This window comes from Streptomyces xinghaiensis S187 (assembly GCF_000220705.2).
Lineage (GTDB): Bacteria > Actinomycetota > Actinomycetes > Streptomycetales > Streptomycetaceae > Streptomyces > Streptomyces xinghaiensis.
Genome location: NZ_CP023202.1, coordinates 383,387 through 407,347, shown reverse-complemented (window position 1 = coordinate 407,347; position 23,961 = coordinate 383,387). Strand labels below are relative to the sequence as shown.

The following is a 23,961-nucleotide window of genomic DNA, read 5'->3' as shown; positions in this document are numbered from 1 at the left end:
GAGGGGAGCGCTGGGGTGGATCTCCGGGTGCCCGAGACGGCTCAGCCGCCGACCTCGTACTGGCCGACCTCGAGGAAGTGGCGCAGCGCTTCGGGGGTGCCGTCGTCCAGGGCGGCGCTTGCCGCCGCGCGCAGGGCGTCGCTGATGCCGGGGTCGGCGAGGATCCGGAAGATGGCCACGCGGTCGTCCTCGGCCTGGGCGAGGCGGAGGCCGGTTTCGAGGAAGGCGCGTACGGCCTCGGGGCTGCCGTCGTCGAGGGCCTCGTTGGCTTCGCGGATGACGGCCCTGCCGCTGTCGGGGTCGGCGAGGATCCGGGCGATGGCGACGCGGTCGTCCTCGGCCTGGGCGAGGCGGTAACCGGTCTCCAGCCAGGTGCGCATCTCCTTCACGGTGCCGTGGTCGAGGAGTTCGTTGGCCTCCTGGGTCACGCGCCTGCCGCTGTCGGGGTCGGACAGGATGCGGAGGATCGCGATGCGCAGGTCGTCCGCGTCCATGTCGTCGTAGGGGGAGCCGACGTCCGACGCCACGGAGGCCGTCGGCGGCGTCGCGGCGGTGGCCGGGGACGGCGTGGCGAGCAGCAGGGCCGGGGCGAGGGCGACGGCGGTCACGGCGAGGGTCGCGCGGGTCGGTCTCAAGGGTCAACCACCTTGTGTCGTAGGCGTGTAGTGCGGCGGGAGGCATCCTCTCAAGGGGGCCGGGACGGTCCACTGCCCGGATCACGCAGTCTTCACCGGTGCCTCTTTGCCGACCGCCGACCCGGTGAGGGCGGCGGGGCGGCCGGCCGCCGACCCCGGCTTCGCTCGGCCGCCCGGTCCGCAGGGACGGAAAGACCCGGTCGGCGGCCCGCGTCAGCCGCGTGCCGTGCGCCACTCCTCCGCCAGCAGGCCGTAGATCAGCTCGTCGTGCCGCCCCTCGGGGAAGGCCAGGGCTTCACGGAGTACGCCTTCCTGCGTGAAGCCCAGGCGCCGGGCCATCCTCCGGCTGGGCTCGTTGGTGGGATCGATGCGCAGCTCCACCCGGTGCAGTCCGACCGGTCCGAACGCCTCGTCGAGCAGGGCCGACATGGCCCGGGTGGCCAGGCCGCGCCCTTCGGCGGAGGCGTCGAGCCAGTAACCCGCCTCGCCCGTCCCGGCGATGCCGTTGATCTCCAGGCCCACCGCGCCGACCAGCCGCCAGCCGCCCTCCGCCTTCACCCCGACGGCCAGCGGCAGGCGCGTTCCGTCCACCCAGGCCCGCCCCGCCTCGGCGAGATTCCGCCGGGTGTCCTCCGGCGTGGGCCGCCCTTCGGCGCTCGGGTTCCAGCGGGTGATCCGCTCGAAGTTCGCCGTGAACACCTCGTGATACGCGGCGGTGATCGCGGGCGTACGGGGGATGAGGGCGGCGTCGTCCCCGAGGGGGAAGGTGAACATCGACGTGGTGACGGTGGACACGCGGACTCCCGGGCGGTGGCGGTGACGGTCGGCCCCACGCTAGAGCCCTGGTCATGGGTGCCGCCAACTGGTTAAGGGCCGCATGAGCTGCGCCTTGGCCGGAGCGGACCGAGATGCCGGGCCTGCTGTCACAGCTCTCCTTTGAAGCCCGGGGAGGCCTCCGGCGCGTGTGGTCACCCACGGGTGGGAATTTCCGCTGTTCATAGGACATGCCGGTTAATTCGTTTCTACGGTGGCGGCGCGGTGGGCGCCTACACGCGGAATGTGTCCGCGCCCGCCCGCAGGTGTACGCACCGTGAGGCGTGTCCGGGCGTACGGGGGTGCGTTGGCGGCTGTGGAGGTGAACGGCATGAGCGAGCAAGAGCCGGATGAGGGTACGGAGTTGGTCTGCGAGCAGGGCACGGGGACGCTGTGCGTGTTCGGACGCCAGCTGAAGCGGTTCCGGGTACGGGCGGGCATCGAGCGGCCGGACTTCGGCGCCGCGACGGGATACTCGGCGTCGACCATCGCGTCCTTCGAACAGGGTCGGCGGGTCCCGCCGCTCCGCTTCATCGACAGGGCCGATGAACTGCTGGACGCGGGCGGGGTCCTGCAGGAGATGAAGGAGGAGGTGGAGAAGGCACAGTTTCCGGCGTTCTTCCGCGGGGCTGTGAAGTTGGAGGCAGGGGCCGTAGCGCTGCACGTGTATGCCAACCAGGCCATGCCAGGACTGTTGCAGACGGAGGAGTACGCACGTGCCGTGTTCGCGATGCGCCGCCCGCTGCTGGACGACGGGATCATCGAGCAGCGTGTGACTGCCCGGTTGGCGCGCCAAGAGATCTTCTCCCGTAGGCCGATGCCGACGATCAGTTTTGTCGTGGAGGAGACGGTGCTGCGTCGTCCGATCGGCGGGCTCGTGGTGATGCGGGGGCAACTGGAGCAGGCTCTGCTGAGAGCTCGGCACAGGAACGTCGTACTGCAAGTAATGCCGACAGATCGTCATGAGCATGCGGCCTTGGCCGGTCCATTCACCTTGCTCGAAACGAGAGAAGGCCGGAGGATCGCTTACGTGGAGGTGCTGAAGGAGAGTCGACTCCTCGTAGACCGCCGTGCGGTCCGCGAGACCGAGGAGTGTTACGGCATCCTGCGAGCTCAGGCCCTCACCCCACGAGAGTCGATGGCCTTCATCGAAAAGTTGCTAGGGGAGACATGATCACTGCGGGATCTGGGGCGACTACCTTGGCTTGGTTCAAGAGCAGTTACAGCAGCGAAGAGGGCGGCGAGTGCGTCGAGGTTGCCATGACCTGGCGCAAGTCCAGTTACAGCAGTGGTGAGGGCGGTGAATGCGTTGAGGTTGCCATGACCTGGCGCAAGTCGAGCCACAGCAGTGATGAGGGCGGACAGTGCGTTGAGGTCGCGGGGTCCCCCAGCGCTATCCACGTCCGGGACTCCAAAAACATAGCCCGGCCCGGCCTCGCGGTTGGCCCGGGTGCCTGGGCTTCCTTCGTCGGCTTCGCGTCCCGCGCGGACGTCTGACACTCGCCATACCTGTGCCCTGCATCCTTGGATGGGTGCAGGGCACAGGCGTGCCCGGATCACCGCTGGGCGAGATCGTCCACGGAACAGCCTGCGGATAGCTCCCTGGGACAGCGCCGTTGCTGTCCGGTGACACGGGTACGCGAAGATCCAGGTATGGCAAGCACAGTAAGACCGCAGGTGAGGCGCCGGAGGGTCCGTGCGGGAGCGGCCATGGCCGTGGGGGCGGCCCTGGCCACGGCGGGATGGTACGGCTACGAGCGGATGGCGAACTCGATGGCTTCCCTGTCCCGGACTGATGCGGCGAGCCGCACGGCGGAGGCGGAGGGCGAACGCCGCCTGGAGAGGGCCGTCGGTGTCCTGCCCGGAGCGCCGCGGCAGTTCGGTACTACGGCCACGGACCGCTGCCTCCGTCACGTTCCCTTTGAGGGCGAACCGGCCGGCCCGCTGAGTTGCCAGTGGCGGCTGGAACGGTATGTCGTCTTCGACGGCGACCTGCGAACGGTCGGGGAGGAATGGGGAACGGCGCTCGGCGGTGACCGGTGGACCGGCTCGCGGGTGCCGTTCGCCCCCGACTACAGCTCCACCTCCGAACGGTACGAGTACCGCGATCCCCGGACCCGCGACCGTCTCGTCGTCACCCTGGTCCAGGACCGGGGTGAGCTGCGCCTCCTGGACGCCGCGCCCCGTTTCGAGGGCGCCGAGCAGTACGAGCGGGAGCGGCGGACGTTCGCCGGACGGGAGGCCGCGGAGCGCGCGGTGGCGGAAGGCCGGCGAGTCGCCCGCATCTCCCTGGTACGTGCCTACTACCGCCAGAACGGCAGCGCACCCTTTGATCCTCCGTACTGGTGAGGCCCGGGACCCCTGCAGGGGCCGAGGGTGTCGCACGGTCATCCGGGCGGTGGGTCGCGGCGGTGCCCGGGGGCGCCGGGTCTTGAAGGCGTCCCCGCGACGGCCGTAGGGTCTGGGTGTGTCAGCCGCCGTTCTCCGTGACGGCGGGCCGTTGGGAGTTCGGCTCCCGGGTGGGTGGGCTGCCTGGAAAGGCATGCCCCATGCAGGGCTATCTCGTCGTCCTCAGGACTTCCGGTCTTCGCGTCCCGCTGCTGGCCACGGTGCTCGGCGCCCTTCCCATCGGCATGCTGGGCCTGGCCCTGCTGCTGTACGTGCACCGGCTGACCGGCTCGCTCGCCGCCGGTGGCCTGGCCGCGGCGGCGTTCGGCCTGGGGAACGCCGCCGGGATGGCGGTGCAGGGGCGGCTCATCGACCGGTACGGCCAGGCGAGGATCCTCGCGCTCGTGGGCACCGCCTGCGCGGCCTGGGGCGTCCTGCTGGTCGCCGCCGCGCCCGCTGTGCCCTGGCAGGGGTTCGCTGTCGCGGCCGGTGCCGGGATGGGGACCTGCGTTCCGGCGACCACCGGCAGCATGAGAGTGCTGCTGGCCGAATCGGTCCGGGGGGGCGAGGCCCGCACGGCGGGGTACGCGCTGCTGGCGGTGCTGTTCCAGCTCGCGCTGCTGACCGGGCCGCTGGTCACGTCGCTGCTGCTGGTCCTGGCGGGACCGGGCGCGGCCGTGGTGACGGGCGGTCTGCTGTCCGGCGGGGCGGCCTTGCTCTTCTCCACGACACGAGCCTCCCGGGACTGGAGCCCGGCCCGAACCGCCGCCCGGGCCGGCGGAGTTCGCGGAAACCGTGGTCTGGCCGTCCTGCTGCTGCTCGCCGCCGGATCGGGACTCTCGGCCGGCATCGTCCTCGTCGCCGTGCCGGCCGCCGCCCTCGCCCTGGGCACCGCCGCGGACAGCGGGGTGCTGATCGCGACGGTCTCGGCCGGAGAGATCGTCGCGGGGCTGGCCTTCGGCGCCCGCCGGTGGCGCTGGTCAGCGGCACGGCTGCTGCTGGCCGCCCTGGCGGGTTCGGCGGTGACGGCCGGCCTGGCGGCATGGGCCGCGAGCAGCCTCGCACTGCTGTTCCCCGCTCTCTTCCTGGTGGGCGTGTGCGGCGGCCCGTCCGCCATCGCGTCCTCCGCGCTGCTGGACACGCTGGCTTCCCGGTCCGCGCTGACCAAGTCGTACACCCTGCTGGTGAGCGCCTGGCTGGTGGGCGGCGCACTGGGCAACGCGGCGGGCGGAGCCGTCACGGAGAGCCTGGGGCACCGGCAGGCATTCGCGCTCAGCGCCTGCTGGATCGCCGTCCTGCTGGGCACGGGAGCGCTGTTCCGCAGGACTCTGGAGACCCCTCCCGAAGCCGTGGAGAGTGAGAAGCGTTCCTGAGAGGCGGGATGGCCGGGGCCCGGTGACGGGCTCCGGTGCCAGGGGGAGTCGTGGAGTGGTCCACCTGCTGCTCCTGCAGTCGGACCGGACCCTCCACGGGGCAGCGGTCCGCCGATGCCGGGGAGCATGCGATGAGGGGGCAGGGGAAATGAAGCCGACACCCGGGGTGACGGTCATAGGGCCGGAGGAAGCCCACGAGGTCGTACGGGCCGCCGCATCCGAGGACTGCTCCTCTTCCGGATTTCCACGGAAGGGCGATCAGGGATCAAGGCGTTCTTCGACGCCGTCCGGAGAACGCTTCCCCTCGACCCGCCGCTTGCGGGGTGGCGCAGTTGGGATGCCCTCGCTGATTCGCTGTGGGAGGGAATCCACGTGCTGGAGCGAGATCGGGTCGTCCTCCTCTGGCCGGACGCGGCCTCGTTCGCCGAGGCGAGCCCGGAGGAATTCCGCACGGCCGTGGACGTGGTGACGGACGTCGCGGAATCCCTCTCGGAGGAGAAGCCGACCGTGGGACGGCCCACGGATCTCTGCGTGTACATCGGCAGATAACCGCTGCTCACCTACTACTGCGTGGGAGGCGGCGTTTCACTGGGCTTCCAGCACAGCCCGGATCACATGCCGGGCGTTGCGCGCCATGGCCGGGTTGGTCTCGCGGTAGTACGGCAGGGCGATCAGCGCCTGGGAGAGCGTCCGCCCCCGGCCGCGGCGCCAGGACGCGTCGTCCACGCCGAGCGTCTCGCGGAAGACCTCCCGTGCCCCGGACGGCAGAAGATTCCACGCCGGGAAGAGATCGCAGGCCGGATCGCCCGTCCCCGTGCACCCGAAGTCGATGACCGCGGTGAGCCTGCCGCCGCCGTCCACGAGCAGGTTGCCCGGCATGAGATCGGCGTGCAGCCACACCGGCGGGCCGTCCCCTTCCGGGGCCCGGAGCGCGTCCTCCCACACGGCGGTCACGGCGCCGCAGTCGACGCCCTCCTGCGGGATCCCGCGCAGTTGCCCGATCGCCGCCCGGGTCTCCGTATCCAGGGAGGCGACCGGCCCGCCCCGGTGTGCCCGCGGAACTCCGGGTGGCACGGGAATGCTCCGCATCGCCGCCACGAACCCGGCCAGGTCCCCGGCGAGCCGCTCGGGGTCGCCGAGCGCTTCCGGCTCGGGGATCTCCCCCTCCAGCCACCGGTACACCGACCACGGCCACGGATAGCCCTCGGCGGGCCGCCCGGCGCCGAGCACCTCGGGGACGGCCGTGGGCAGTTGGGGTGCGAGACGGGGCAGCCACTCCTGCTCCAGCGATATGTCGGCGGCCCCGCCCTCCGTCAGCGGCAGGCGTACGACCATGCCGTCGCCCAGCCGGAACATGGCGTTGACCGTGCCGCCGGACGGAACCCGCTGCACCGCGAGGCCGGCCCACTGCGGGAACTGCCCTGCGATCAGGCGCCGTACGAGGTCGTCGTCGACGGGGTGCGTGCCGGGACGCGTCTGCTGCCCTGTGCTCATGGAGGGGCATCCCACCGCCGGACGCCCGCGGGCGTCAAACGCTTTTGGCCCGCCGCAGCGAGTCCCGGGGAAGGTCTCCGCCGTCCCGGCCGGGTTCCCCGTCTGCCCGCCGACGGCTTCCGTGCTGCCGGAACGGTGCTCCCTTCGCGCCCCACCACACCGGCGATTGCAGTGCCCGCACGAAGGGAAGCCACCGCGGGGACTGACGGCCACGGCCTCCGGACCGGGGGAGAGGCCGGCCTCCGGACCGGGGGTAAGAGGAGGCGGACGGCCCCGGCTACCGTTGCCTCCCATGACGGACACCAAGATCGAGATCACCGCCGAGCTGGTCCGCGACCTGCTGCGTGATCAGCATCCCGACCTGGCCGATCGTCCCGTGCGTCTCGGCGCGCGGGGCTGGGACAACCAGCTGTGGCGGCTCGGTGCCGACCTCGCCGTCCGGCTTCCCTGGGCGACGCGGTCCGCCGACGCGCTGCTGCGCAAGGAGTACGAATGGCTGCCCGTTCTCGCCCCGCGCCTCCCGCTGCCCGTCCCCGTTCCCCAGCGTCTCGGCGAGCCCTCCGGGCGGTTCCCGCGCCCCTGGATCGTCACCACCTGGGTGCCGGGCGTGTCCGGCGACCGCGCCCCCGTCACACGGGCCGCGGAGGCGGCCGATGCCCTCGCCGGATTTCTGACGGCTCTTCACCAGCCGGCCCCCGGCAACGCTCCCGTGGGCGGTTACGGCCGCGGGAAGCCGCTGGCGGACCGTGCCGAGCAGTTCGCCCGGCAGCTCGCCTCCGCCACCGAACGGGGGCTCGTCACCGACCCGGACGCCGTCCGCGCGGTCTGGGACGACGCCGTCGCCGCGCCCGGCTGGGCGGGCCCGCCCCTGTGGCTCCACGGCGATCTGCACCCGGCCAACGTCCTCACCCTGGACGGCACCTTCAGCGGCGTGGTCGACTTCGGCGACCTCTGCGCGGGCGACCCGGCCTGCGATCTCGCCGCCCCCTGGCTGCTCCTGCCGGACGGCGCGGCCGACCGCTTCCACGCCGCCTACCAGCCGGCCCCGGACGCCGCGACCCTGCGTCGCGCCCGCGGGTGGGCGGTACTGCAGGCCCTCAGCGGCATCCTCGTCGGAGAAGCGGGCATCCAGGGAGACCCCGGCGGCAAGCCCACCTGGGGGCCACCGGCCCAGGCCGCACTGCGACGCCTCACCGCGACGGTCCGCTGAGGCCGCAGACAACAGCGCGCAGCGCAGGCTACGGGACCCGGGGTTGCGGGCCGGTGGGCCCGGAGGCGGGACCGGTCGGCCCTGTTGACCGGCGGCGATACGTGATGTTCTTGGTGTGGCACCGAGGAGAGCAGCAGACGCGGAGCAGCGGACACCGAGCCGCGCACCGCGCAATCAGGGCCCGCGAGAAGCGGACAGCCCCTCGGAGGCCCGTGTACCCAGCGGTACCCCGTCCGCTGGGTACACGTGTTCCACCGGTTCGTGCTCCGGGTGCCCGAAGCCCGGTGCTCCGCCCGGCACCGGCCGTTCCGGCCGAAGCCGAGTCTGTCCGAGGGGTCCGGTCCGGCCGCGGACCCTGCCGCCCCCGTCGGCCGTGTACCGCCATTCCCCAGCCGACGGGCGGCCGTTCGTCCTTTCCCCGGGGGCATCGGAGGCCCGGCGGGAGGGCACCCGCAGCAGGACGTTGCCGTGAACGGCTTTCCGCGGAGAGCCGTTCGAGCGGGCCGGGGGCCGACCGCCAGGGCCGGACTCCGGCCTCTGTCAGGGGAGTTGGTTGCCGTGCACGACATCGATACGACACCGCCGGACGCGACGCGCCGGGAGGGCGCCTCCTCCTCGCCGGGCACGGAGGACGACGAGCCGCGGACGCAGGACGCCCCCGGCACCTCCGAAGCACCCGGCGCGGCCGATGCGCGGGAAGCACTGGACACCCCGGACGCACCGGCCGCGACCACCCGGGCCGGCCACCGCAATCCCGAGGTCTCCTGGCCCGTCCGGTTCTACCGCCGCTCCGTCCCCGTACGCCTCAGACGGGCCGTCGTGGCCCGTACGTCCCCCGCCGCCCGGGCCCGTGCCAAGCGGTGGTTCACCACGGTGCCGTCCCCCGGGGACGCCCTCGGCCGGCTCCGCGCCGCCCATGCCGTCCGACGCCACCCCGACCTGTTCCGCGGGCCGGACCGGGCGCTGCGCATGGCCGGCGGCGCACCGAGAGCCGTCCTGGTGACGCCCGACCCGACCCCCCTGGGGGCCCGCAACGCGAACGCCGCCCGGGTCCGCGAGGCCCTCGACGCGGCCGGGGTGGACCACTTCAGCGTGCGGGGCCGCCGCGACACCTCCGCGGTCGTCGCCGTCGCGGCCGCCGACCGCGCACGCGCCCACCGCGCCCTGGCGCGGGCCTGCGCCGACGCCCCCGGCTACGTCAACGCCGTGGAGGCGGGGGAGCGGCTGCGGCGGACCGTCCCCGGCTTCCGCGCCGCCACCTGGCGCGCGGTCGCGGAGGCCGACGTCATCCGGCTGACCTGGTACCACGGCGACCCGGAGGGCCGCCTCCTCCTTGGGCCCAAGTACGGCTGCGACGTGGAGTTCTGGGCCGCCGGCGAGGAGACCGGGGACACCCTGACCGCGCCGCGCCACAACCGGACCGCCGAAGTGGTGCCCCGCACGGACGACCCCGTCAAGGTCTCCGAAACCCTCTTCACCGCACTCGCCCCACCGGCCCGGCCGCTGCCGCCGGTGCGCACCCGCAAGGAGTTCGCCCGGCCGGCCCCCGAGGACGTCCGCTTCCCCGTGGACGCCGTCTACACCTGGGTCGACGGCCACGACCCCGACTGGCTCGCCCGCCGCGCGGAGACCGCCGGGCACGCCTACCACGAGGAGGCGGCCAACGCCGCCCGTTACGCCAGCCACGACGAACTCCGCTACTCGCTGCGTTCCCTGCACCTCTACGCCCCGTGGCTGCGGACCATCCACCTCGTCACGGACCGCCAGGTGCCGTCGTGGCTGGACACCGAGGTGCCCGGGCTGCGCATCGTCGACCACACGGAGATCTTCAGCGACCCCGGGCTGCTGCCCACCTTCAACTCCCACGCCATCGAAAGCCAGTTGCACCACATCGAGGGCCTGTCGGAACACTTCCTCTACTTCAACGACGACGTCTTCCTCGGCCGCCCCACCCGCCCGCAGGACTTCTTCCACGCCAACGGACTCACCCAGTTCTTCCCCTCCCCGGCCCTGATCCCGCCCGGCGCCCCCAGCGAGCGTGACGTGCCCGTCTCCGCGGCGGGCAAGAACAACCGGGCACTCATCGAGGAGATGTCGTCCACGGTCATCGGCCACAAGATGAAGCACACCCCGCACGCGCTGCGGCGCTCCGTCCTGTACGAGATCGAGGAACGCTTCCCGGAACAGCACCGCGCCACCGCGAGCCGCCGCTTCCGCAGCCTCGACGACCTGTCGATCGTCTCCTCCCTCCACCACTACTACGCGTTCCTCACCGCCCGGGCCGTGCCGGGGCAGCTCCGCTACGCCTACCTCGACATCTCCGACCCGGTGGTGGGCGTGCGGCTGGACCGTCTGCTGGCCCGGCGGGACCGGACCGTCTTCTGCCTCAACGACACCGTCTCCGGCGAGGAGGACGTGGAGGCGCAGCGGGCGCTGCTCACCCCGTTCCTGGAGGCGTACTTCCCCGTTCCGGGTCCGTATGAGCGCGGGGCCGTGTCCGGCAGGGCCGGGACGGGGCGCGAGGCCGGGGCCGGGACCGTGGACGGCTCCGTGGACGGCTCCGCGGACGGCCTCGCGCACCGGCAGGCGGCCGGCCCCGTGGCGGACGGTACGGCACACGGCCGCGCGGCGTGACGAGGCCGTCGCGGCACCAGCCGGTACCGAGCCCGCAGGCGGTCCGGGGAAGTCCCGACCGGGTTCTCCTGGAGGGCCGGTCGGCCCTGTCGGCGGGCGCGGTGACGTGATGTCCTGTGGGTGGCACCGAGGAGAGCGCCAGGCACGGAGAAGCGGAGCGGAGTTCGCGCACCGTGCAATCAGGGCCCGCGAGAAGCGGACAGCTCCCCGGCGGCCCGTGTACCCAGCGGTCCCCCCGTCCGCTGGGTACACGTCTGTCCGCCTGTGGATCAGACGCGCTGCCGGCGCTCGCGGGTGGTCTGCTCATGGACGCCTCCGAGTCGGGCGGGTTCACATCGGTGGCCCAGCAGGCGGCGTGGGAGCGGACTTCGGCCATGACTTGTCCGCACAGGTTGCTCCACAGGCGCCGCCTGCCCCTGACCTGCGTCGCTCCCGGAGGGCATGGCGGATCGTCTCGCCGTAGGAGCCGGAGCCGTCGAGGCAGACGTATTTCGGCGCCGGGGTGTTCGACCGGATCCTCCCGGGGCTGCGTCGGCACCCGGATGGCCTCGCCCGCACCCTTCACACCATCGCGACGAGGGCCGACAACCCCGAGGACACCACCCCCACAAATTCGTTGATCTCGCGTACGCGGTGCCAACGACGACCGTCACCTTTCGTTGCCACCCACAACGGGACAGAGCTGTTCGATTGGCAGACCCCGCGCGTGCGGTGGGGCTGTCGGATGCCGGGCTTCCACGTGAGTGGACCCCGTGAGCGACCCCCAGAAGGAGATCAGCACCCGTGCCGTCTCCGCAGGGTTCTCCGCATTGGGCGAGTGGGCACTGTTCTCGATGACAGCGCTGACCGCCCCGAGTCGAGCCGCCATATCGCGCTGCCAAGAGACAGGCCAGGCATAATCCTCCTGGCCACACACGACCAGCACCGGCAGCGAAGCCGCAGCGAGTTCGTTGACCCGGTCCGGCTCTTCTGTGAGTTGGCGGCCTGTCACCACGAGCTGCTGTGGGACGGTGTTGACCCAGCGGCGGTGGAGGAATTCCGCCAATTCGGCACTGGGTGCTTCTCTCTCCTCCAGCTTCTGCATCTCGTGCCACAGCTGCTCCTTGCCGAGCACCGGTAGCCATTGGGTGAGGAGTTGGACTCGCTTCTGCTGCTCCGGCTGGATCGCGGCCGGGCCTGAACTCATGAGCGTAAGTGATGACCAGGGGTGCGGAGAGGCAGTGGACAGTACGGCTGCACGTGCGATGACCCCGCCCAGGGAATGGCCGAGGAGGTGGAGGGGAACGGCGGAGGAGCCGTCCTCCACGATGGCCGCGCTCAATGCCCTGACGTCTGCCGCCAGTTCGTCTTGGGCATAGGCCGCCTCGTCCTCTGGGCCCGGCGTCTCGTGCTGGCCGCGTCCGTCGACGGCCACCGTACGGATGCCTGCCGCACTTAACGGTTCGAGCAGCGGGAGGAAGTCCTCCTTGCTGCCAATGAAGCCGGGCACCATCAACACGGCACCTGTGAGGGGCACCTCGTCTGGCGGAGTGCACTCCAGGGCGGCGAAGGAGCCTCGGCTCGTTTCCAGCCGCCGGACCCGGGCTCGGGGAGGCAGGCTGAGGCTGGTGGGTCGACTCATAGGGGGAGACTAGGGGAACCTCACACCCCACGACGGCGCAAGGCCGAGGTCTCCACGGACCCTGGCGAGGAAAGCACGGACCGGCCGCGTGTTGCTGTACGGCCCGAGGGCTACGGCCAGGTCCTTGACATAGCCGCGTGCGCGCCTGGACTCGACGTTCCTGAGGATGTCGACCGAGCGATGGCCCAGGGCCAAGCTCTCGTCCACTTCGGCGCGCTGGAGGTGGGCGGTGGCTACGACCGCCAGCCGCATTCCCACCGAACGGGTGAATTCGGTGGGAGCCATGGCCGTAGCCTGCTCGTTCCATGCCAGGCACGCGCGGGCGTTGCCGAGGTCACGGTAGATCTCAGCGGCGTCCGATGCCAGCCGGGGATGGGTGAGAAAGCCGATCCATCCCGGTACGTTGCCTTGATGTGGTGCCTGTTCCAGTAGGTGCTCGGAGACTGCCAGAGCGGTGGATGCGGCGCGGGCGTCGCCGGCCCGGGCGTGTGCGCGGGCCTCGACCAGCCGGGTGAAGGAAAGGACTCGGGGACTCACGCGGGTTCCACCCACTCCGCCCGCCTGGACCGAGCCCTGAGCCATGTCGAGGGCAGTGGCAGGGGAGTTGCGAAGGGTGGCCAGCAGCGCCATCGTCGCGAGTATGTAGCAGCTCAGGTTGTTGTCGTCCGCTTGGCGGGACCAGCCCAGGGCGCGCTCGAAGTGGTAGAAGGCGGTGCCGTGCCGGCCGATGTCCAGTGCGGCCCAGCCCGCGAGCCGGGCCAGCTCGGCGCTGACGCGGCACAGTTCGCGTTCCGTTCGAGGGGTGAGCCGGGTACTGAACAGTGGCAGCGCCCGTTCGTCGAGGAGACGTACGGCCCAACGTGCCTGAGCGCTTCCGCCTCCGTGACGGGAGTCGCCGTGACGAATGGCCTCCGCGGCCTGCCGCAGGGCGGCCACCTCGCTGTGGCCCGCACGGCGCCGTGAGCGGGTGGCGGGCGTGCCGACCAGCTTTGACATGGCAAGGGAGCCACCAGCTCCGCTTGCTCCGGAAAGCAGTGCCCGACGTTCCACCATGCCGGCCTCCTGTCGAATCTCCGTCGGTGGGTCAGGCGGCCGCCAAGAACCTGCCCAGTTCGCGTACCTCGCCGAGATAGGTGACGACCGCCTTCTCACCCCGCCATGGCTTGAGCGAGGTGGCGTAGATCTTCAGGTAGTCGAGTCCGCGCACGCTCTGCAGCCGTGTGAACAAGCGGAGGGATTCCTGGCCCATTCGGAGGCTGTGGTCGAGTTCTCCCGACTGTGCGTAGGCGGTGGCCAGCACGGACAGGCGGATTCCACGGGAGCGCGCGTAGTCGTCGCCAGGCATCTTTCCCAGCTTGTGCCAGGCGAAGGTGGACCGGGGACGGCCGAGATCGCGGAAGATCTCGGCAGCGTCGGTGATGATCCGCTGCCTGCTGAAGAAATCGATCCAAGGGCGCTCACCGGTACCCTCACCCGAACCGCGTTCCTGAAGCCGTTCAGCCATGGACAGACAGTTGGAGGCCATGCGGGCGTTCCCCTCCCTGGCATGAGCCCTCGCCTCGATCAGTTTGGCGAATCCCAGCACCCTCGGGTCCGCGGAGGGAACGCGCTCGAAAGCCCCTTGCGCCATGTCGATGGCTTCCGAGGTGTATTCCCGCATCAAGGCCTGCATGGCCATGGTACTGAGGATGTATGAACCCAGGTGGATGTCGCTTCCCGCTTTGGCCAGGCGCAGCGCCTGGATGTAGTGGCGCTGCGCCACCTGGTGCCGGCCCGCGTCGAACGCCGTCCATCCCGCGAGCCGGGCCATTTCTCCGGTCACCGAGAACAGTTCACGACCGTCACGTTCGGTGTACCGCCCGTTGAGCATGGGGACAACCCGCTCGTACAGGTAGGCGGTAAGCGATTGGGACTTCCAGGCCGCGCCTCCGTACCGGGAGTCCCACCATCGCGCTGATTCGGCCGCCGCGCGCAGTTCGCCGATGTGCGCTCGCCCTACGCTGAGCCGCCCGGAAGACGAGGCCAACGGCTCGGTCGGGCTGACCAGCCAACGTGTCACCGGCTCCGAGAACACCGAGGAGATGAACGGCGAAGTGGTGAGAAAGTCCCGACGGTTCAAGCTGCTCCAATACGACGAGGCCTCGGCGAGCGCATCCTGCTGGTTCCTGGGGAAGCCGAGACCGGAATCCTGGTCGAGCCTGCCCGACCACTCCATACCGATTTCTTCCAGGCCGACCGGCCTGCCCAGTGCTTCGGAGAGTACGGCGCATATGTGCCGTGGGGCGGGCCATCGGGGCCGTACGCCTCGACGGCACCAATTCGCGACCGAAGTATGCGTGTAGTTGACGGCCACCCCTTGTGACAGGCAGATCTCGTTCAGACGGTGGGCCAGCCTCTTGTGACTGATCCCCGACGCGGCGATCAGGCTCTCCAGCCGGACGTTCTCCCGGGGCCTGGGAATACTCGCTTTCGTCACGTCCGTCACGTCCGTCACGTCCGCCACCCTTCTCCTGGGGCCGACCTCGGTCTGAACTCCAGCTTACGCACGTGGAGTTGGCGGTGCAGCCTCCTCCGCGATTTGTGAGCCCCCCCGCGAGCCCTGCCCCGGCCTTCCCGGCTCTGATCTGCTGACCGGAGGCTACGGAAAGGGAGTACTCGAATGAAGGGAAACCACAGTTCACGCAATAGTGTGAAGGGAGGAAGGAGGTGGCAATTCACTCGTCTTGCGAGGAGGTTAGCTCATTCGGCCCGGTGGCTCGCCACTCTGTTGTGTGCCTACCTTCCCGTTACGCGGGAGATGTACTTCCTGCCCCAGTCGTTGGCCAACGTTCTGGCCCTCCTCACCGTGCTGCTCATGCTTCTCCCCAGCAATGCAAACCGTTCGCAGGGCAAGCGGCACGTTGCGGGCCGCCGACGGCGCGTCCACCGGATTCGGGTACGCGGCGCTGTGCGCCGCCGGTCGGGTGCCGGCCTCCGTTCCAGGTGACTGCTCGCCCCTGATGCGGCCGGGATCTTGAAGTGTCAGCGCAATCGCGTGTTGATGGCGGAAGGGGAGGTCGAGGACGAAGTGGTCGAGCGGATCGCTCACGGGTGCATGGCTCCGTTCGCCCAGTGCCTCATGGGTGATCGGCCGTGCGTCGACCACCGGGAGAGCCGCGTCGGCGGAGGGCACCCGTGCGGCGGGGCGACGGCCGTCGGCGCGCCGGGGAATGACCGTGTTCGCGCTGTGTGCTCCGCATTCCCCCGAAGGTGGGGATTCGGTGCCGTTCAGGGCTTTTCGATACTGAAGCGCCCGATGATGGACTGGCCCGGTCATGCACGGCACAGCACAGCACACATGTCCTCGGGGGATTCGCCGGCAGCGCGGTGGCAGCCCATGGCCGGACGCTCCTCGTTCCTCCGTCCATCCGCGGCGGTGCGGCACCCCGACCGAGAAAGGGGAACATCCATGGCGAAACGTCGTCGGACCGCGAGGATCTCCGTGGTGCTCGCGGCGGTCGCGGTGCTCGGCACCCTCACGGGTACCGCCCAGGCCGGGACCACCGAGGCCCGGGAGTCCTCCCGTCAGGCCCGCGCCGAGCAGAACTGCCCCTCCGGGTATGTCTGCTTCTGGAGCCGGCCGTACTTCCGGGGCATCATGCGGGTCTACAAGAATCCCCGCTTCCACACCTGCGGCTGGGTTCCCGGCCACCAGGCCCGGTCCGTCGTCAACCGGGACAACCAGACCTGGTCCTTCTACGGGGACGTCAACTGCAGGGCTCATGTGGTGACCCTGTCCCCGGGCCGGTCCGCAGCCAATGTCCTCGTCCGTACGTGGAAGTGACGACGGGGATCTGAAGGAGCCGGGCCGGGCCGGACGGCGGGTGTGAGGGCCGGGGCGAGTGCCCCGGCCCTCTGTTTCCGTTTCCTTCCCCGGTCCGCGGGCCGGGCCGTTCCCGGTCAGCCGAGCCAGCGGTTGAAGGCCGCCAGGTGGCGTTCCGAGCCGGCCAGCAGGTTCTCGTAGACCTGCTTGGCGTCGGGGGCGTCGTCGATCGCGGCGATCGCCTTGGTGAGGGCCTCGATGTCCTCGGTCTCCACCGTGACGCCCGCCTTGAGGGCGCCGTCATCGTTCTTCTCGCCCTGGGCGAGCAGGCGGTCGTAGGTCGCCTGGACCGTCTTGTCGGTGAACTCGCCCGCCGCCTTGCCCGTCGTCGGGTCGGCCACGTCGTAGCGGTCGAGCAGCGTCCGGACGGCTTCGAGGTGGTTCGTCTCGGACTGGGCGATCCGGTCGAACACCCGGATGTCGTACTTGTCGCCGAAGGCGGTGTAGAGGTCGTGCGCGAGCTTCTCCTCCTCGGCCGCCCAGGCGAGGGTCTTCTTCTGCGCTTCGGTCAGGGTGCCCTGCTCCGCGGTGACGGAACCGGTCGCGAGGCACGATCCGTCCCGCGTCCCCATGCCCTGGCCCTGCCCGTTCTCCATGCCCTGGCCCATCCCGTGGCCCCGGCCCATGCCCGGGCCGCCCTGCTGCGGGCCGCCACGCTGCTGCGGGCCCGGCTGCGCGCTCTGCGAGGTGGTCCCGCCGGACGCGCCCGGTCCGTCGTTCGCCGCGGCGATCACCGGCCCGGCGGCCAGGGTGCCACCGATCACGACGGCACCGGCGACGGCGGTGGCGAGCTTGACGCTGCGCTTCATGGCGCTCCTCCTCGGACTCCCGGGGGCGGAACCCTTCCGTCCCGTTGATCCCACCGTCGTCCCGGGCGCGGCAGACGGTGTGGCGGCGGTGTGGAGACGGCATGGAGGCGGGCGCCGCGGAACGGGCCGCCAACCGGGGGAGGGAGGGTCATTCGGCCCTGGCAGCCCGGTGGGGCTCCACGTATACGTGGGCTCATGGCCACCACTGTGCTCGTCGTCGAGGACGAGAAGGAGATCCGTGAGTTGCTGCGCCGCTACATGGAGCGCGCCGGGTACGCGGTCGTGTCGACCGGTTCGGGCGCCGAGGCGATCCGCCTCCTCGGCGACCGGGGCGTCGACATCGCCGTGCTGGACCTCGGGCTCCCGGACGTGGACGGCAGCGACGTGCTGCGCGAGGCCAGGGAGCGGGGCGGGACACCGGTGGTCGTGCTCACCGCGCGCGACGCGGTGGAGGACCGCATCCGCGGGCTCCGGCTGGGCGCCGACGACTACGTCACCAAGCCCTTCAGCCCCACCGAGGTCGTGCTGCGGGTGCAGGCCGTGCTCAGCCGCGCCCGGCACGAGAGCGGCTGGTCCGACTCGTCCGCGACCTCCTACGGACACGGGCGCCTGCTGATCGACGAGGACCGGCACGAGGCGCAGATGGACGGCACCAAGGTGGAGCTGACCCCCACCGAATGGGGGCTGCTCACCGCCCTGGCCTCCGTGCCCGGCCGGGTGTACTCGCGGTACGAACTGGTCAACCGGGTGCGCGGCTACGAGTTCTCCGGGTACGAGCGCACCATCGACTCGCATGTGAAGAACCTGCGGCACAAGCTCGGGCCCGCGGGGACGCAGGTCGTCGAGACGGTCATGGGTGTCGGATACCGGCTGGGGCTGAGACGTGACACCTGACGCGGAACCGGAGCCGGAGCCGCGGCCGGCTCCCGTTTCCGGGGCCGGGCTGTCCGGGTCGGGGCCGTCCGGGACCGGAGCCGGCGGCGCGGCCCCGTCCGGGAAGGACACCGGCCGGGGTGCCGGACCGCTCGGGCGACGGCTGTTCGCGGCCTTCGCCGTCGTCGCGCTGGCCTCGATCGCCCTGCTCACGGCCGCCGCCCTCGTCGGCACCGAGCGCGGGATCGGCACCGCGCGCCAGGCCGACCGGCAGCGGGTCGCCGACCGGGTGGCCGCCGCCGCGGCCGACGCCTACCGCCGCGCCGGCGGCTGGGAGGGCGCCGATCTGGGCCCCGCCCGCACCATCGCCCTCGGCGCCGAGGCGGTGCTGACCGTACGGGACGCCGACGGCCACATGCTGCTGTCCCCGGGCGGGCACGGGGGCGGCCCGGGGACCGGCCAGGGCCGGGGGCAGATGCACGGCGCGAACCGGGACGGGACCGGGGACACGCCGGACAGCGCGGACCCGGCGACCGGTGCGGAGGGGAGCGCCGCGCCGGACCCGGGCGCCGGGCAGGGACCGAGCGCCACGCCGGACCCGAGTGCCGGGCAGGGGCCCGGCACCTCCTCCGGCCGGGCCGTCACCGCCGACATCCGGGCGGACGGCCGCACCGTCGGCTCCGTCCACCTGGGCTTCCCCGCCGCGAGCGGGACGGAGGGCCGCGACATCGCATGGGGCTGGATCGCCGCCGCCGCGCTCGCCGCCCTCGCCCTCGCCCTGGCCGTCAGCTGGTACGTCACCCGTCGGCTCACCGGCCCGGTCGTACGCGTCGCGCACACCGCCCGCGCCATCGCCGCCGGTGACCGCACCGCCCGCTCCCGGGTGGACGCACCCGGCGAACTCGGCGAACTCTCCCGCGCGTTCGACACCATGGCCGACGACGTCACCCGCGCCGAGCGGGCCCGGCGCCGGCTGGCCGCGGACGTCGCCCACGAGCTCCGCACCCCGCTCGCCGCCCTCCAGGCCGGCCTGGAGGAACTCCGCGACGGCTACGCCGAGCCGGCGCCCGAACGGCTGGCCGCCCTCCACGACCAGACCCTGCGCCTCGGTCGCATCGTCGGCGACCTCGCCGAACTCTCCGCCGCCGAATCCGCCCGGCTCTCCCTGCGCCGGACCACCCTCGACCTCACCGAACTGGTGCGCGGCGCCGTCCGCGACCGGGAGCCCGAACTGCGCGCCGCCGGCCTCACCGTGCGGACCCGCCCGGCCGCCGGGCCGCTCCCCGTCCACGCCGACGGCGACCGGCTCCACCAGGCGCTGGGCAACCTGCTCAGCAACACCGCCCGCTACTGCCGCCCCGGCGACACGGTGACCGTCACCGCGCGGGCCGAGCCCCGGAAGGGAGCCGGGGACGGCGCGGTGGTGATCGAGGTCGCCGACGACGGGCCGGGCATCCCGGCCGCCGAACTGCCCCATGTCTTCGACCGGTTGTGGCGGGGGAGCGCCGCGCGCGACGTCGGCGGCAGCGGGATCGGCCTGGCCGTGGTGAAGGAGCTGGTCACGGCACACGGCGGCACCGTGGAGGCGTCCTCGGGCCCGGAGGGCGGCACGGTCATCACGGTCCGGCTCCCGGCGGCCCCGCCCGGGACGGCACGGAACTGAGCCGCCCCGCGTCTCCGCACGGGGCTCAGCCGGTGCCGGTCCCGCTCTTCTCCGGTGCCGACCCCGGGACCGGGCGGACCTCCACGCCGACCGTCTTGGTGACCTGGTCGAACTCGGAGGTGCGCACGGTGACGGCCATGGTCCACTTCCCGGGCAGCGGCAGCCGCAGATCGTCGTTGATCCAGTAGCCGCCGGCGTCCTCCAGACGCGCGTCCAGCGGGCCGATGCCCTTCTCCTCGAGGGTGAAGGAGACACGCACCTCCGGAACGCCGACGAGGCCGCCGTCCGCGAGAACCAGCACCTGCACCCGGTTGGTGCCGACCCGGGCCGGATCGACGGTGACGTTCGCGACGGTCTCCACACCCGGCGCGGCGGCGTCCCCGGCCTCCGCGCCGGTGTCCAGCGGCACGTCCACCACGGCGACGGCCGCGCCCCGGGCGGCGATCTCCTCGCTGGCGTCGAGGACCGCACGGGCGGGCTGGGTGCCGGTCAGCACCGCCGTGACGGCCAGGATCACGGCCCCGATGGCGAGTTCGGCGATCACGGAACGGCGCAGGCCCTCCCGGACGGAACCACCGCCGCGGGGTGACAGGGGGACGGCACCGGAGGGGCGGCCCCGGGAGACGGGGCCCGCGGTGCGGTCCGGCGCCGTGACCCCGGCCGCCGTGGTCTCCTCTCCCGTGCGCTCGCCTGCCGGGCCGGTGTCCGCCGGGCCGTCGTCCGCCGGGGCGGTGGCTCGCGGTCCGGTGTCCCCGGGGCCGTCGTCTCCCCGGGCGTGGCCGGCCGGCGGGGAGGGGGCCGCCCCGCCGGCCCCGGCGCCCACGGCCACCAGTTCCCGCTCCGGCTCCGGGGTGGCCATCGCCACGGCGGCGGTCTCCGACGGGCCCGGTCCGCGCAGCCCCGCCGTCAGCCGGCGCGAGACGCCCGCCACGACCAGCAGGAGCAGCACGATGACCGCCTTCGTGAGCAGCAGCTTCCCGAAGAAGGTGGTCAGCAGCAGATCCCAGGCCCCGACCTGGCGCCAGGACTGCACCAGGCCGGTCAGCACCAGGACGGTCACCGAGACGAACGCGAGGGTGGAGAAACGCCCGGCGGCCCTCGCGTACCCGTTCCCCTCCCCGCCCCGGCTCCCGTCCCCGGCCCCGTCCGAGGGGCCGCCGCGGCGCAGCACGGTGACGGAGAGGGCGGCGAGACCGCCCACCCACACGGTCATCGCCACCAGGTGCAGACCGGCCACCGTGATGGCGAACGGGGCCTGCGGGCCGACCGAGGCGTGCTCGACCGTCACCCAGGTCGCCGCCAGCCCCACCGTCAGCAGGGCCGCCGCGATGAGGACGGGAGCGGGCGGCCGCCGGCCGTGCGGCGCCCCGTCGGCGGTGTGCGGCCCGCCGGGTCCGCCGGCCGGGTCCTGTGGGCTCCCGGTGGCGGCGCGGGCCGCTGCCGGAGCCGCTGTGCCCTGCCCGGCCCCGTCCGCCGCGTCATCCCCGCCGTCCGCGGCACCGGCCTCCGCCGTACCGGCTTCGGCTCCGTCGGCCGCCCCGGCGTTTCCGGCCCGGTCCGCGGCACCGGTCCGGGCCTCCGCGGCACCGCCCTCGCCGCCGCTGTCCGGCGAGCCGTCTCCCTCTCCGCCGGCCGCGCCGTCCGGCGCCGTGTCCGGCCCGGCAGCGGTGCGGCCCGGGGTCCGCGCGGTCTTCGCCGTCAACCCGCGGAAACCGGCGGCGGGCAGCGCCAGGCAGGCGCCGGCCACCGCGAGCAGCAGCAGCCGGAACAGCAGCGCGGCACCCGGGCGGCTGCCGAAGGTCGCGGGCAGCGCCGACAGGTCGAGGGCCCGCAGCGGGCCGTCACCGTTCTCGTAGGGGCCGCGGAGCAGGAGCAGCGCGACGGTGGAGAGCGCCAGAACCGACCAGCCGGCGGCCACCAGGCGGCGCAGCGGGCGCGGCACCGGGCCGTGCGGCAGGCACAGCAGAGCGAAGGCGCAGCCGCCGACGAGCAGCGCCAGTCCGCCGTACGCCGCGTAGCGGGCGACGCCGTAGAGCCGTTCCGTCGTGTCGTTCCCCGCCGTGTCGGCGGGGACGACGGCGGCCGTCCCGGACGGTTCGCCGATGGAGAAGGTGAACGCGCCGGAGGCCGGGTGGCTGTCGGCGGAGACCACATGCCAGGCCACGGTGTACGTGCCGTCGGGGAGACCGTCGCGGAGGCCGATCCGGACCGTGGTGCCGTCGCCGCCGGTGTGCCGCGGATCCCCCTCCGCCACCTGGGTGTTGGAGGGGGAGATGACGCGGATCGTGCGGTTGGTCATGCTCACCTTCTCCGTGAAGGTGAGGGTGACGTGGCGCGGAGCCGACTGGAGCACCGTGTCCTCGGCCGGATCGGCGGACCGGAGGGCGGCGTGGGCGGACGCGGAACCGGCGCCGCCGAGCAGCGCCGCCAGCACCGTGCCGACCAGGACCAGCAGCGCGGACGCCCGCCGGGCGCGGGAGCGCGAGAGGGCCGGGGCGGCCGCGGGGGGCGGGGGGACGATGCCGGTTCGTGCCGCCGTCCGGGCGGCACCGCCCCCTACGGCCTTACGGGCAGGGACGGTTGGTGTCACCGGGGGCGCACCGCCGTGTGCCCGACGCCGCCGCCCGCCGAGGTCTCCGCTCACGCCGTTCTCTCCGTCTCTTCGCACATCCGGTCGCCGCCCGGCCTTCCGGCCCCGCGCCCCGCGCCGCAGCGGCGGGATTCCGGGACCGGAGTCCCGGGTCCGGTAGCGAGTACGTGGCGGGGACGGCGGATGCTCAGCGAGAATGCCATGTGCTGCCCGGCGGGGTGAACGGACGCCGCTCCGCCCCCGTATCCCTCTCGGCGCACATCCCCCGGACCCGCGGAGCGAGTGACTACCTGATGGCTCATCAGCCGAAGCCGCCGGCCGGGCCCTCGCGCGGCCCGGCCGCCCGTCCGGTGCCGTGGCCGTCGGGCCGTCCGCGGGCCCTGGTGTTCGCGCTCACCGGCACGGTGCTGGCGGTCGCCGGGCACCACGCCGTCCTGGACGTCCCGGTGCCCTGGGGGACGGCAGCGCTGCTGGCCGCCGCGCAGTACGCCGCCGTACGGCCGCTGGCGCGCCGCCGCCGGGCCCTGCCCGCCGTCGCCGCGGCCACCCTCGCGGCGCAGGCCGTGCTGCACACCGCCCTGTCCCTCGCCGCCGGCTGCGGCCCGGCGGCCGGGCGCGCGGCGCACGGAGCGCACGCGGCACAGGCGGCGGACGGCGGCGGGCTTCCGGCACACGGAGCCGACGGCGCGTTCACGGCGGCCGCCGGCGTCCACCTGTGCCACCCGGCCCCGGCCGCCATGACGGCGGCGCACGTCCTCGCCGCGCTGGCGGTGGCCTGGCTGCTGCACCGCACCGACACGACGGCGGCCGCCGCGGCCCGCGCGGCCCGTGCCGTGCGGCGGGCCGCCGGGGAAGCCCTCGCCGCCCTCCTCACCCGGTGCCCGCGCCCCGCGCGACCCACCGATCGCACGCCGGAGCCGGCGGACACCGCCGTCCCGGCCGAACCGCCCTCGCCGGCACGGGAGTTCCTGGCGAACGACGTGATCCGCCGGGGGCCGCCGGACAGGGAGCGCAACCGTGGTTGTCGTTTCCCCGCGCCGGTCGCCCCGCCGGGCTCCGGCCGTTCACCCGAGGAGCTCTCCCATGTCCGTTCACCCGCGCCCGCTCTCCGCGCACCCGCGCCCGCAGACCCTCCGCCGTGTCACGGCCGCCGCGGCCCTCACGCTCGGCGCCGCCGTGCTGACCGTCGCCCCGGCCCACGCCCACGCCCACGTCACGGCCGCTGACGCCCGGGCCCTGGCCGAGAACGTCACCCTCGCCTTCACCTCGGAGGCGGAGAACCCCGAGGCCGGCTTCACGGAGCTGCGCGTCGAACTGCCGGACGGCATCGAACCCTCCGCCGTCCAGCTGAAGAAGGCCCCCAAGGGCTGGAAGCTGAAGACCACCGACGGCGGTTACCGCCTGGCCGGGCCCGAGACCCCGGCGGGCACCGACGCCGCGTACGAGATCACCGTCCGGCAGCTCCCCGACGCCAGGAAGCTGGCCTTCAAGACCGTGGAGACCTACGCCGACGGCACCGTGGCGCGCTGGATCGAGACCTCCGACGCCGGACACGGGCACGGCGACGGGCACGACTCCGGGCAGCCGGCCCCCGTCCTCGAACTGAAGCCCGCCGCCCCGGGGGCCGAGCCGATCGACCCCGGGGGCTCCGGTGCCGAGGACTCCGATGACAAGGCCGGGGCCGCGACGGAGGCGGCCCCCGAGCCGTCCGCCACGGTGGCGGAGGACACCGCCACGGCGGCCGACGGGGCGGAGGAGGCGGAGCAGACCGCGGCGGCCGGGGAGGACGGCGGGTCGTCCGTCCTCCCGCTGGCCGCCGGAGCCGTGGGCGTGCTCGCGCTCGGCGGCGGTGCGTGGTGGTTCCTCCGCCGCCGGAACGCCGCGGACGCCGGCTGAGGCCGGCGGAGGCCGTTCAGGGGGCGCGCACCCTCACCAGGCGCCGGGCGGGCGGCGTGCGCGCCGGGCGTGACGACGACGTCCCTGGCGACGGACCGTC

The 23,961-nt window shown here is 73.0% G+C and carries 20 protein-coding genes; 12 read left to right on the top strand and 8 right to left on the bottom strand.

The window, feature by feature from the left end; genetic code table 11:
- Positions 1 to 41: 41 nt before the first annotated feature.
- Both SXIN_RS01840 and SXIN_RS01835 read right to left on the bottom strand, forming a co-directional pair.
- On the bottom strand, positions 42 to 635 hold the full coding sequence (locus SXIN_RS01840; protein ID WP_019708183.1) for an ALF repeat-containing protein: 594 nt from the start codon (positions 633 to 635) through the stop codon (positions 42 to 44).
- 213 nt (positions 636 to 848) lie between these two features.
- A complete protein-coding gene (locus SXIN_RS01835; protein WP_019708184.1) occupies positions 849 to 1,430 on the bottom strand; it encodes a GNAT family N-acetyltransferase in 582 nt (193 codons plus the stop codon).
- A 349-nt stretch (positions 1,431 to 1,779) separates the two neighbouring features.
- Between SXIN_RS01835 and SXIN_RS01830 the strand changes: the two genes are divergently transcribed.
- The 5 genes from SXIN_RS01830 (at position 1,780) to SXIN_RS01810 (ending at position 5,758) form a co-directional block, all read left to right on the top strand.
- A complete protein-coding gene (locus SXIN_RS01830; RefSeq protein ID WP_039820861.1) occupies positions 1,780 to 2,622 on the top strand; it encodes a helix-turn-helix domain-containing protein in 843 nt (280 codons plus the stop codon).
- Positions 2,619 to 2,945, top strand: a complete 327-nt coding sequence (locus tag SXIN_RS01825; protein ID WP_019708186.1) for a DUF397 domain-containing protein — start codon at positions 2,619 to 2,621, stop codon at positions 2,943 to 2,945. The genes SXIN_RS01830 and SXIN_RS01825 overlap by 4 nt, the downstream gene beginning before the upstream one ends.
- Positions 2,946 to 3,158: 213 nt before the next feature.
- Positions 3,159 to 3,797, top strand: a complete 639-nt coding sequence (locus SXIN_RS01820; RefSeq protein ID WP_019708187.1) for a hypothetical protein — start codon at positions 3,159 to 3,161, stop codon at positions 3,795 to 3,797.
- A 200-nt stretch (positions 3,798 to 3,997) separates the two neighbouring features.
- The gene (locus SXIN_RS01815; RefSeq protein WP_019708188.1) at positions 3,998 to 5,209 is read left to right on the top strand and encodes an MFS transporter; all 1,212 of its coding nucleotides are present in this window, start codon (positions 3,998 to 4,000) and stop codon (positions 5,207 to 5,209) included.
- Between the two features lie 216 nt (positions 5,210 to 5,425).
- Positions 5,426 to 5,758, top strand: coding sequence for a barstar family protein (locus SXIN_RS01810; RefSeq protein WP_095756476.1), 333 nt, complete (start codon positions 5,426 to 5,428; stop codon positions 5,756 to 5,758).
- Between the two features lie 36 nt (positions 5,759 to 5,794).
- On the opposite strand, the gene SXIN_RS01805 is transcribed toward SXIN_RS01810, so the two are convergent.
- Positions 5,795 to 6,703 (bottom strand): aminoglycoside phosphotransferase family protein, encoded by a 909-nt coding sequence (locus SXIN_RS01805; RefSeq protein ID WP_019708190.1) that lies wholly within the window; start codon positions 6,701 to 6,703, stop codon positions 5,795 to 5,797.
- A 292-nt stretch (positions 6,704 to 6,995) separates the two neighbouring features.
- Here SXIN_RS01805 and SXIN_RS01800 point away from each other — a divergent pair, with 292 nt between their 5' ends.
- Entirely contained in the window at positions 6,996 to 7,913 is a 918-nt protein-coding gene (locus SXIN_RS01800) for an aminoglycoside phosphotransferase family protein (RefSeq protein ID WP_019708191.1), read from the top strand.
- Positions 7,914 to 8,471: 558 nt separating this feature from the next.
- The gene (locus SXIN_RS01795; RefSeq protein ID WP_019708192.1) at positions 8,472 to 10,547 is read left to right on the top strand and encodes a stealth family protein; all 2,076 of its coding nucleotides are present in this window, start codon (positions 8,472 to 8,474) and stop codon (positions 10,545 to 10,547) included.
- Positions 10,548 to 11,196: 649 nt separating this feature from the next.
- Here SXIN_RS01795 and SXIN_RS01790 read toward each other — a convergent pair.
- From SXIN_RS01790 to SXIN_RS01780, 3 genes are all read right to left on the bottom strand, one after another.
- The gene (locus tag SXIN_RS01790; protein ID WP_095756475.1) at positions 11,197 to 12,168 is read right to left on the bottom strand and encodes an alpha/beta fold hydrolase; all 972 of its coding nucleotides are present in this window, start codon (positions 12,166 to 12,168) and stop codon (positions 11,197 to 11,199) included.
- 9 nt (positions 12,169 to 12,177) lie between these two features.
- Positions 12,178 to 13,164: an NsdA family TPR-like regulatory protein gene (locus SXIN_RS01785; protein WP_019708194.1), complete on the bottom strand. Its 987-nt coding sequence runs from the start codon at positions 13,162 to 13,164 to the stop codon at positions 12,178 to 12,180.
- Positions 13,165 to 13,252: 88 nt separating this feature from the next.
- A complete protein-coding gene (locus tag SXIN_RS01780; RefSeq protein ID WP_238153642.1) occupies positions 13,253 to 14,662 on the bottom strand; it encodes an NsdA family TPR-like regulatory protein in 1,410 nt (469 codons plus the stop codon).
- A gap of 954 nt (positions 14,663 to 15,616) precedes the next feature.
- On the opposite strand from SXIN_RS01780, the gene SXIN_RS31125 reads away from it, so the two are divergent.
- Complete coding sequence (locus SXIN_RS31125) at positions 15,617 to 15,991, top strand: peptidase inhibitor family I36 protein (protein WP_157916233.1); 375 nt, start codon at positions 15,617 to 15,619, stop codon at positions 15,989 to 15,991.
- 116 nt (positions 15,992 to 16,107) lie between these two features.
- On the opposite strand, the gene SXIN_RS01770 is transcribed toward SXIN_RS31125, so the two are convergent.
- Positions 16,108 to 16,839: a ferritin-like domain-containing protein gene (locus SXIN_RS01770; RefSeq protein ID WP_019708197.1), complete on the bottom strand. Its 732-nt coding sequence runs from the start codon at positions 16,837 to 16,839 to the stop codon at positions 16,108 to 16,110.
- A 195-nt stretch (positions 16,840 to 17,034) separates the two neighbouring features.
- Between SXIN_RS01770 and SXIN_RS01765 the strand changes: the two genes are divergently transcribed.
- Together SXIN_RS01765 and SXIN_RS01760 are read left to right on the top strand one after the other, a co-directional pair.
- The gene (locus tag SXIN_RS01765) at positions 17,035 to 17,733 is read left to right on the top strand and encodes a response regulator transcription factor (RefSeq protein ID WP_019708198.1); all 699 of its coding nucleotides are present in this window, start codon (positions 17,035 to 17,037) and stop codon (positions 17,731 to 17,733) included.
- A complete protein-coding gene (locus SXIN_RS01760) occupies positions 17,723 to 19,375 on the top strand; it encodes a HAMP domain-containing sensor histidine kinase (protein WP_238153641.1) in 1,653 nt (550 codons plus the stop codon). The genes SXIN_RS01765 and SXIN_RS01760 overlap by 11 nt, the downstream gene beginning before the upstream one ends.
- Positions 19,376 to 19,400: 25 nt before the next feature.
- Here the strand turns inward: SXIN_RS01760 and SXIN_RS01755 are convergent, their stop codons facing one another.
- The gene (locus SXIN_RS01755) at positions 19,401 to 21,965 is read right to left on the bottom strand and encodes a copper resistance CopC/CopD family protein (RefSeq protein ID WP_095756473.1); all 2,565 of its coding nucleotides are present in this window, start codon (positions 21,963 to 21,965) and stop codon (positions 19,401 to 19,403) included.
- A 293-nt stretch (positions 21,966 to 22,258) separates the two neighbouring features.
- Between SXIN_RS01755 and SXIN_RS31825 the strand changes: the two genes are divergently transcribed.
- Complete coding sequence (locus tag SXIN_RS31825) at positions 22,259 to 23,191, top strand: hypothetical protein (RefSeq protein WP_238153640.1); 933 nt, start codon at positions 22,259 to 22,261, stop codon at positions 23,189 to 23,191.
- Complete coding sequence (locus tag SXIN_RS01750) at positions 23,142 to 23,861, top strand: DUF1775 domain-containing protein (RefSeq protein WP_238153639.1); 720 nt, start codon at positions 23,142 to 23,144, stop codon at positions 23,859 to 23,861. Before SXIN_RS31825 ends, SXIN_RS01750 begins: the two co-directional genes overlap by 50 nt.
- Positions 23,862 to 23,961: the final 100 nt, after the last annotated feature.

Excerpts from the sequence above, each read along its gene's own strand:
- SXIN_RS01800 (WP_019708191.1), top strand. The coding sequence starts at position 6,996 with ATGACGGACACCAAGATCGAGATCACCGCCGAGCTGGTCCGCGACCTG.
- SXIN_RS01825 (WP_019708186.1), top strand. The coding sequence starts at position 2,619 with ATGATCACTGCGGGATCTGGGGCGACTACCTTGGCTTGGTTCAAGAGC.
- SXIN_RS01765 (WP_019708198.1), top strand. The coding sequence starts at position 17,035 with ATGGCCACCACTGTGCTCGTCGTCGAGGACGAGAAGGAGATCCGTGAG.
- SXIN_RS01815 (WP_019708188.1), top strand. The coding sequence starts at position 3,998 with ATGCAGGGCTATCTCGTCGTCCTCAGGACTTCCGGTCTTCGCGTCCCG.
- SXIN_RS01770 (WP_019708197.1), bottom strand. The coding sequence starts at position 16,839 with ATGAAGCGCAGCGTCAAGCTCGCCACCGCCGTCGCCGGTGCCGTCGTG.
- SXIN_RS01805 (WP_019708190.1), bottom strand. The coding sequence starts at position 6,703 with ATGAGCACAGGGCAGCAGACGCGTCCCGGCACGCACCCCGTCGACGAC.
- SXIN_RS01785 (WP_019708194.1), bottom strand. The coding sequence starts at position 13,164 with ATGTCAAAGCTGGTCGGCACGCCCGCCACCCGCTCACGGCGCCGTGCG.
- SXIN_RS31825 (WP_238153640.1), top strand. The coding sequence starts at position 22,259 with ATGGCTCATCAGCCGAAGCCGCCGGCCGGGCCCTCGCGCGGCCCGGCC.
- SXIN_RS01820 (WP_019708187.1), top strand. The coding sequence starts at position 3,159 with ATGGCCGTGGGGGCGGCCCTGGCCACGGCGGGATGGTACGGCTACGAG.
- SXIN_RS31125 (WP_157916233.1), top strand. The coding sequence starts at position 15,617 with ATGGCGAAACGTCGTCGGACCGCGAGGATCTCCGTGGTGCTCGCGGCG.
- SXIN_RS01830 (WP_039820861.1), top strand. The coding sequence starts at position 1,780 with ATGAGCGAGCAAGAGCCGGATGAGGGTACGGAGTTGGTCTGCGAGCAG.
- SXIN_RS01790 (WP_095756475.1), bottom strand. The coding sequence starts at position 12,168 with ATGAGTCGACCCACCAGCCTCAGCCTGCCTCCCCGAGCCCGGGTCCGG.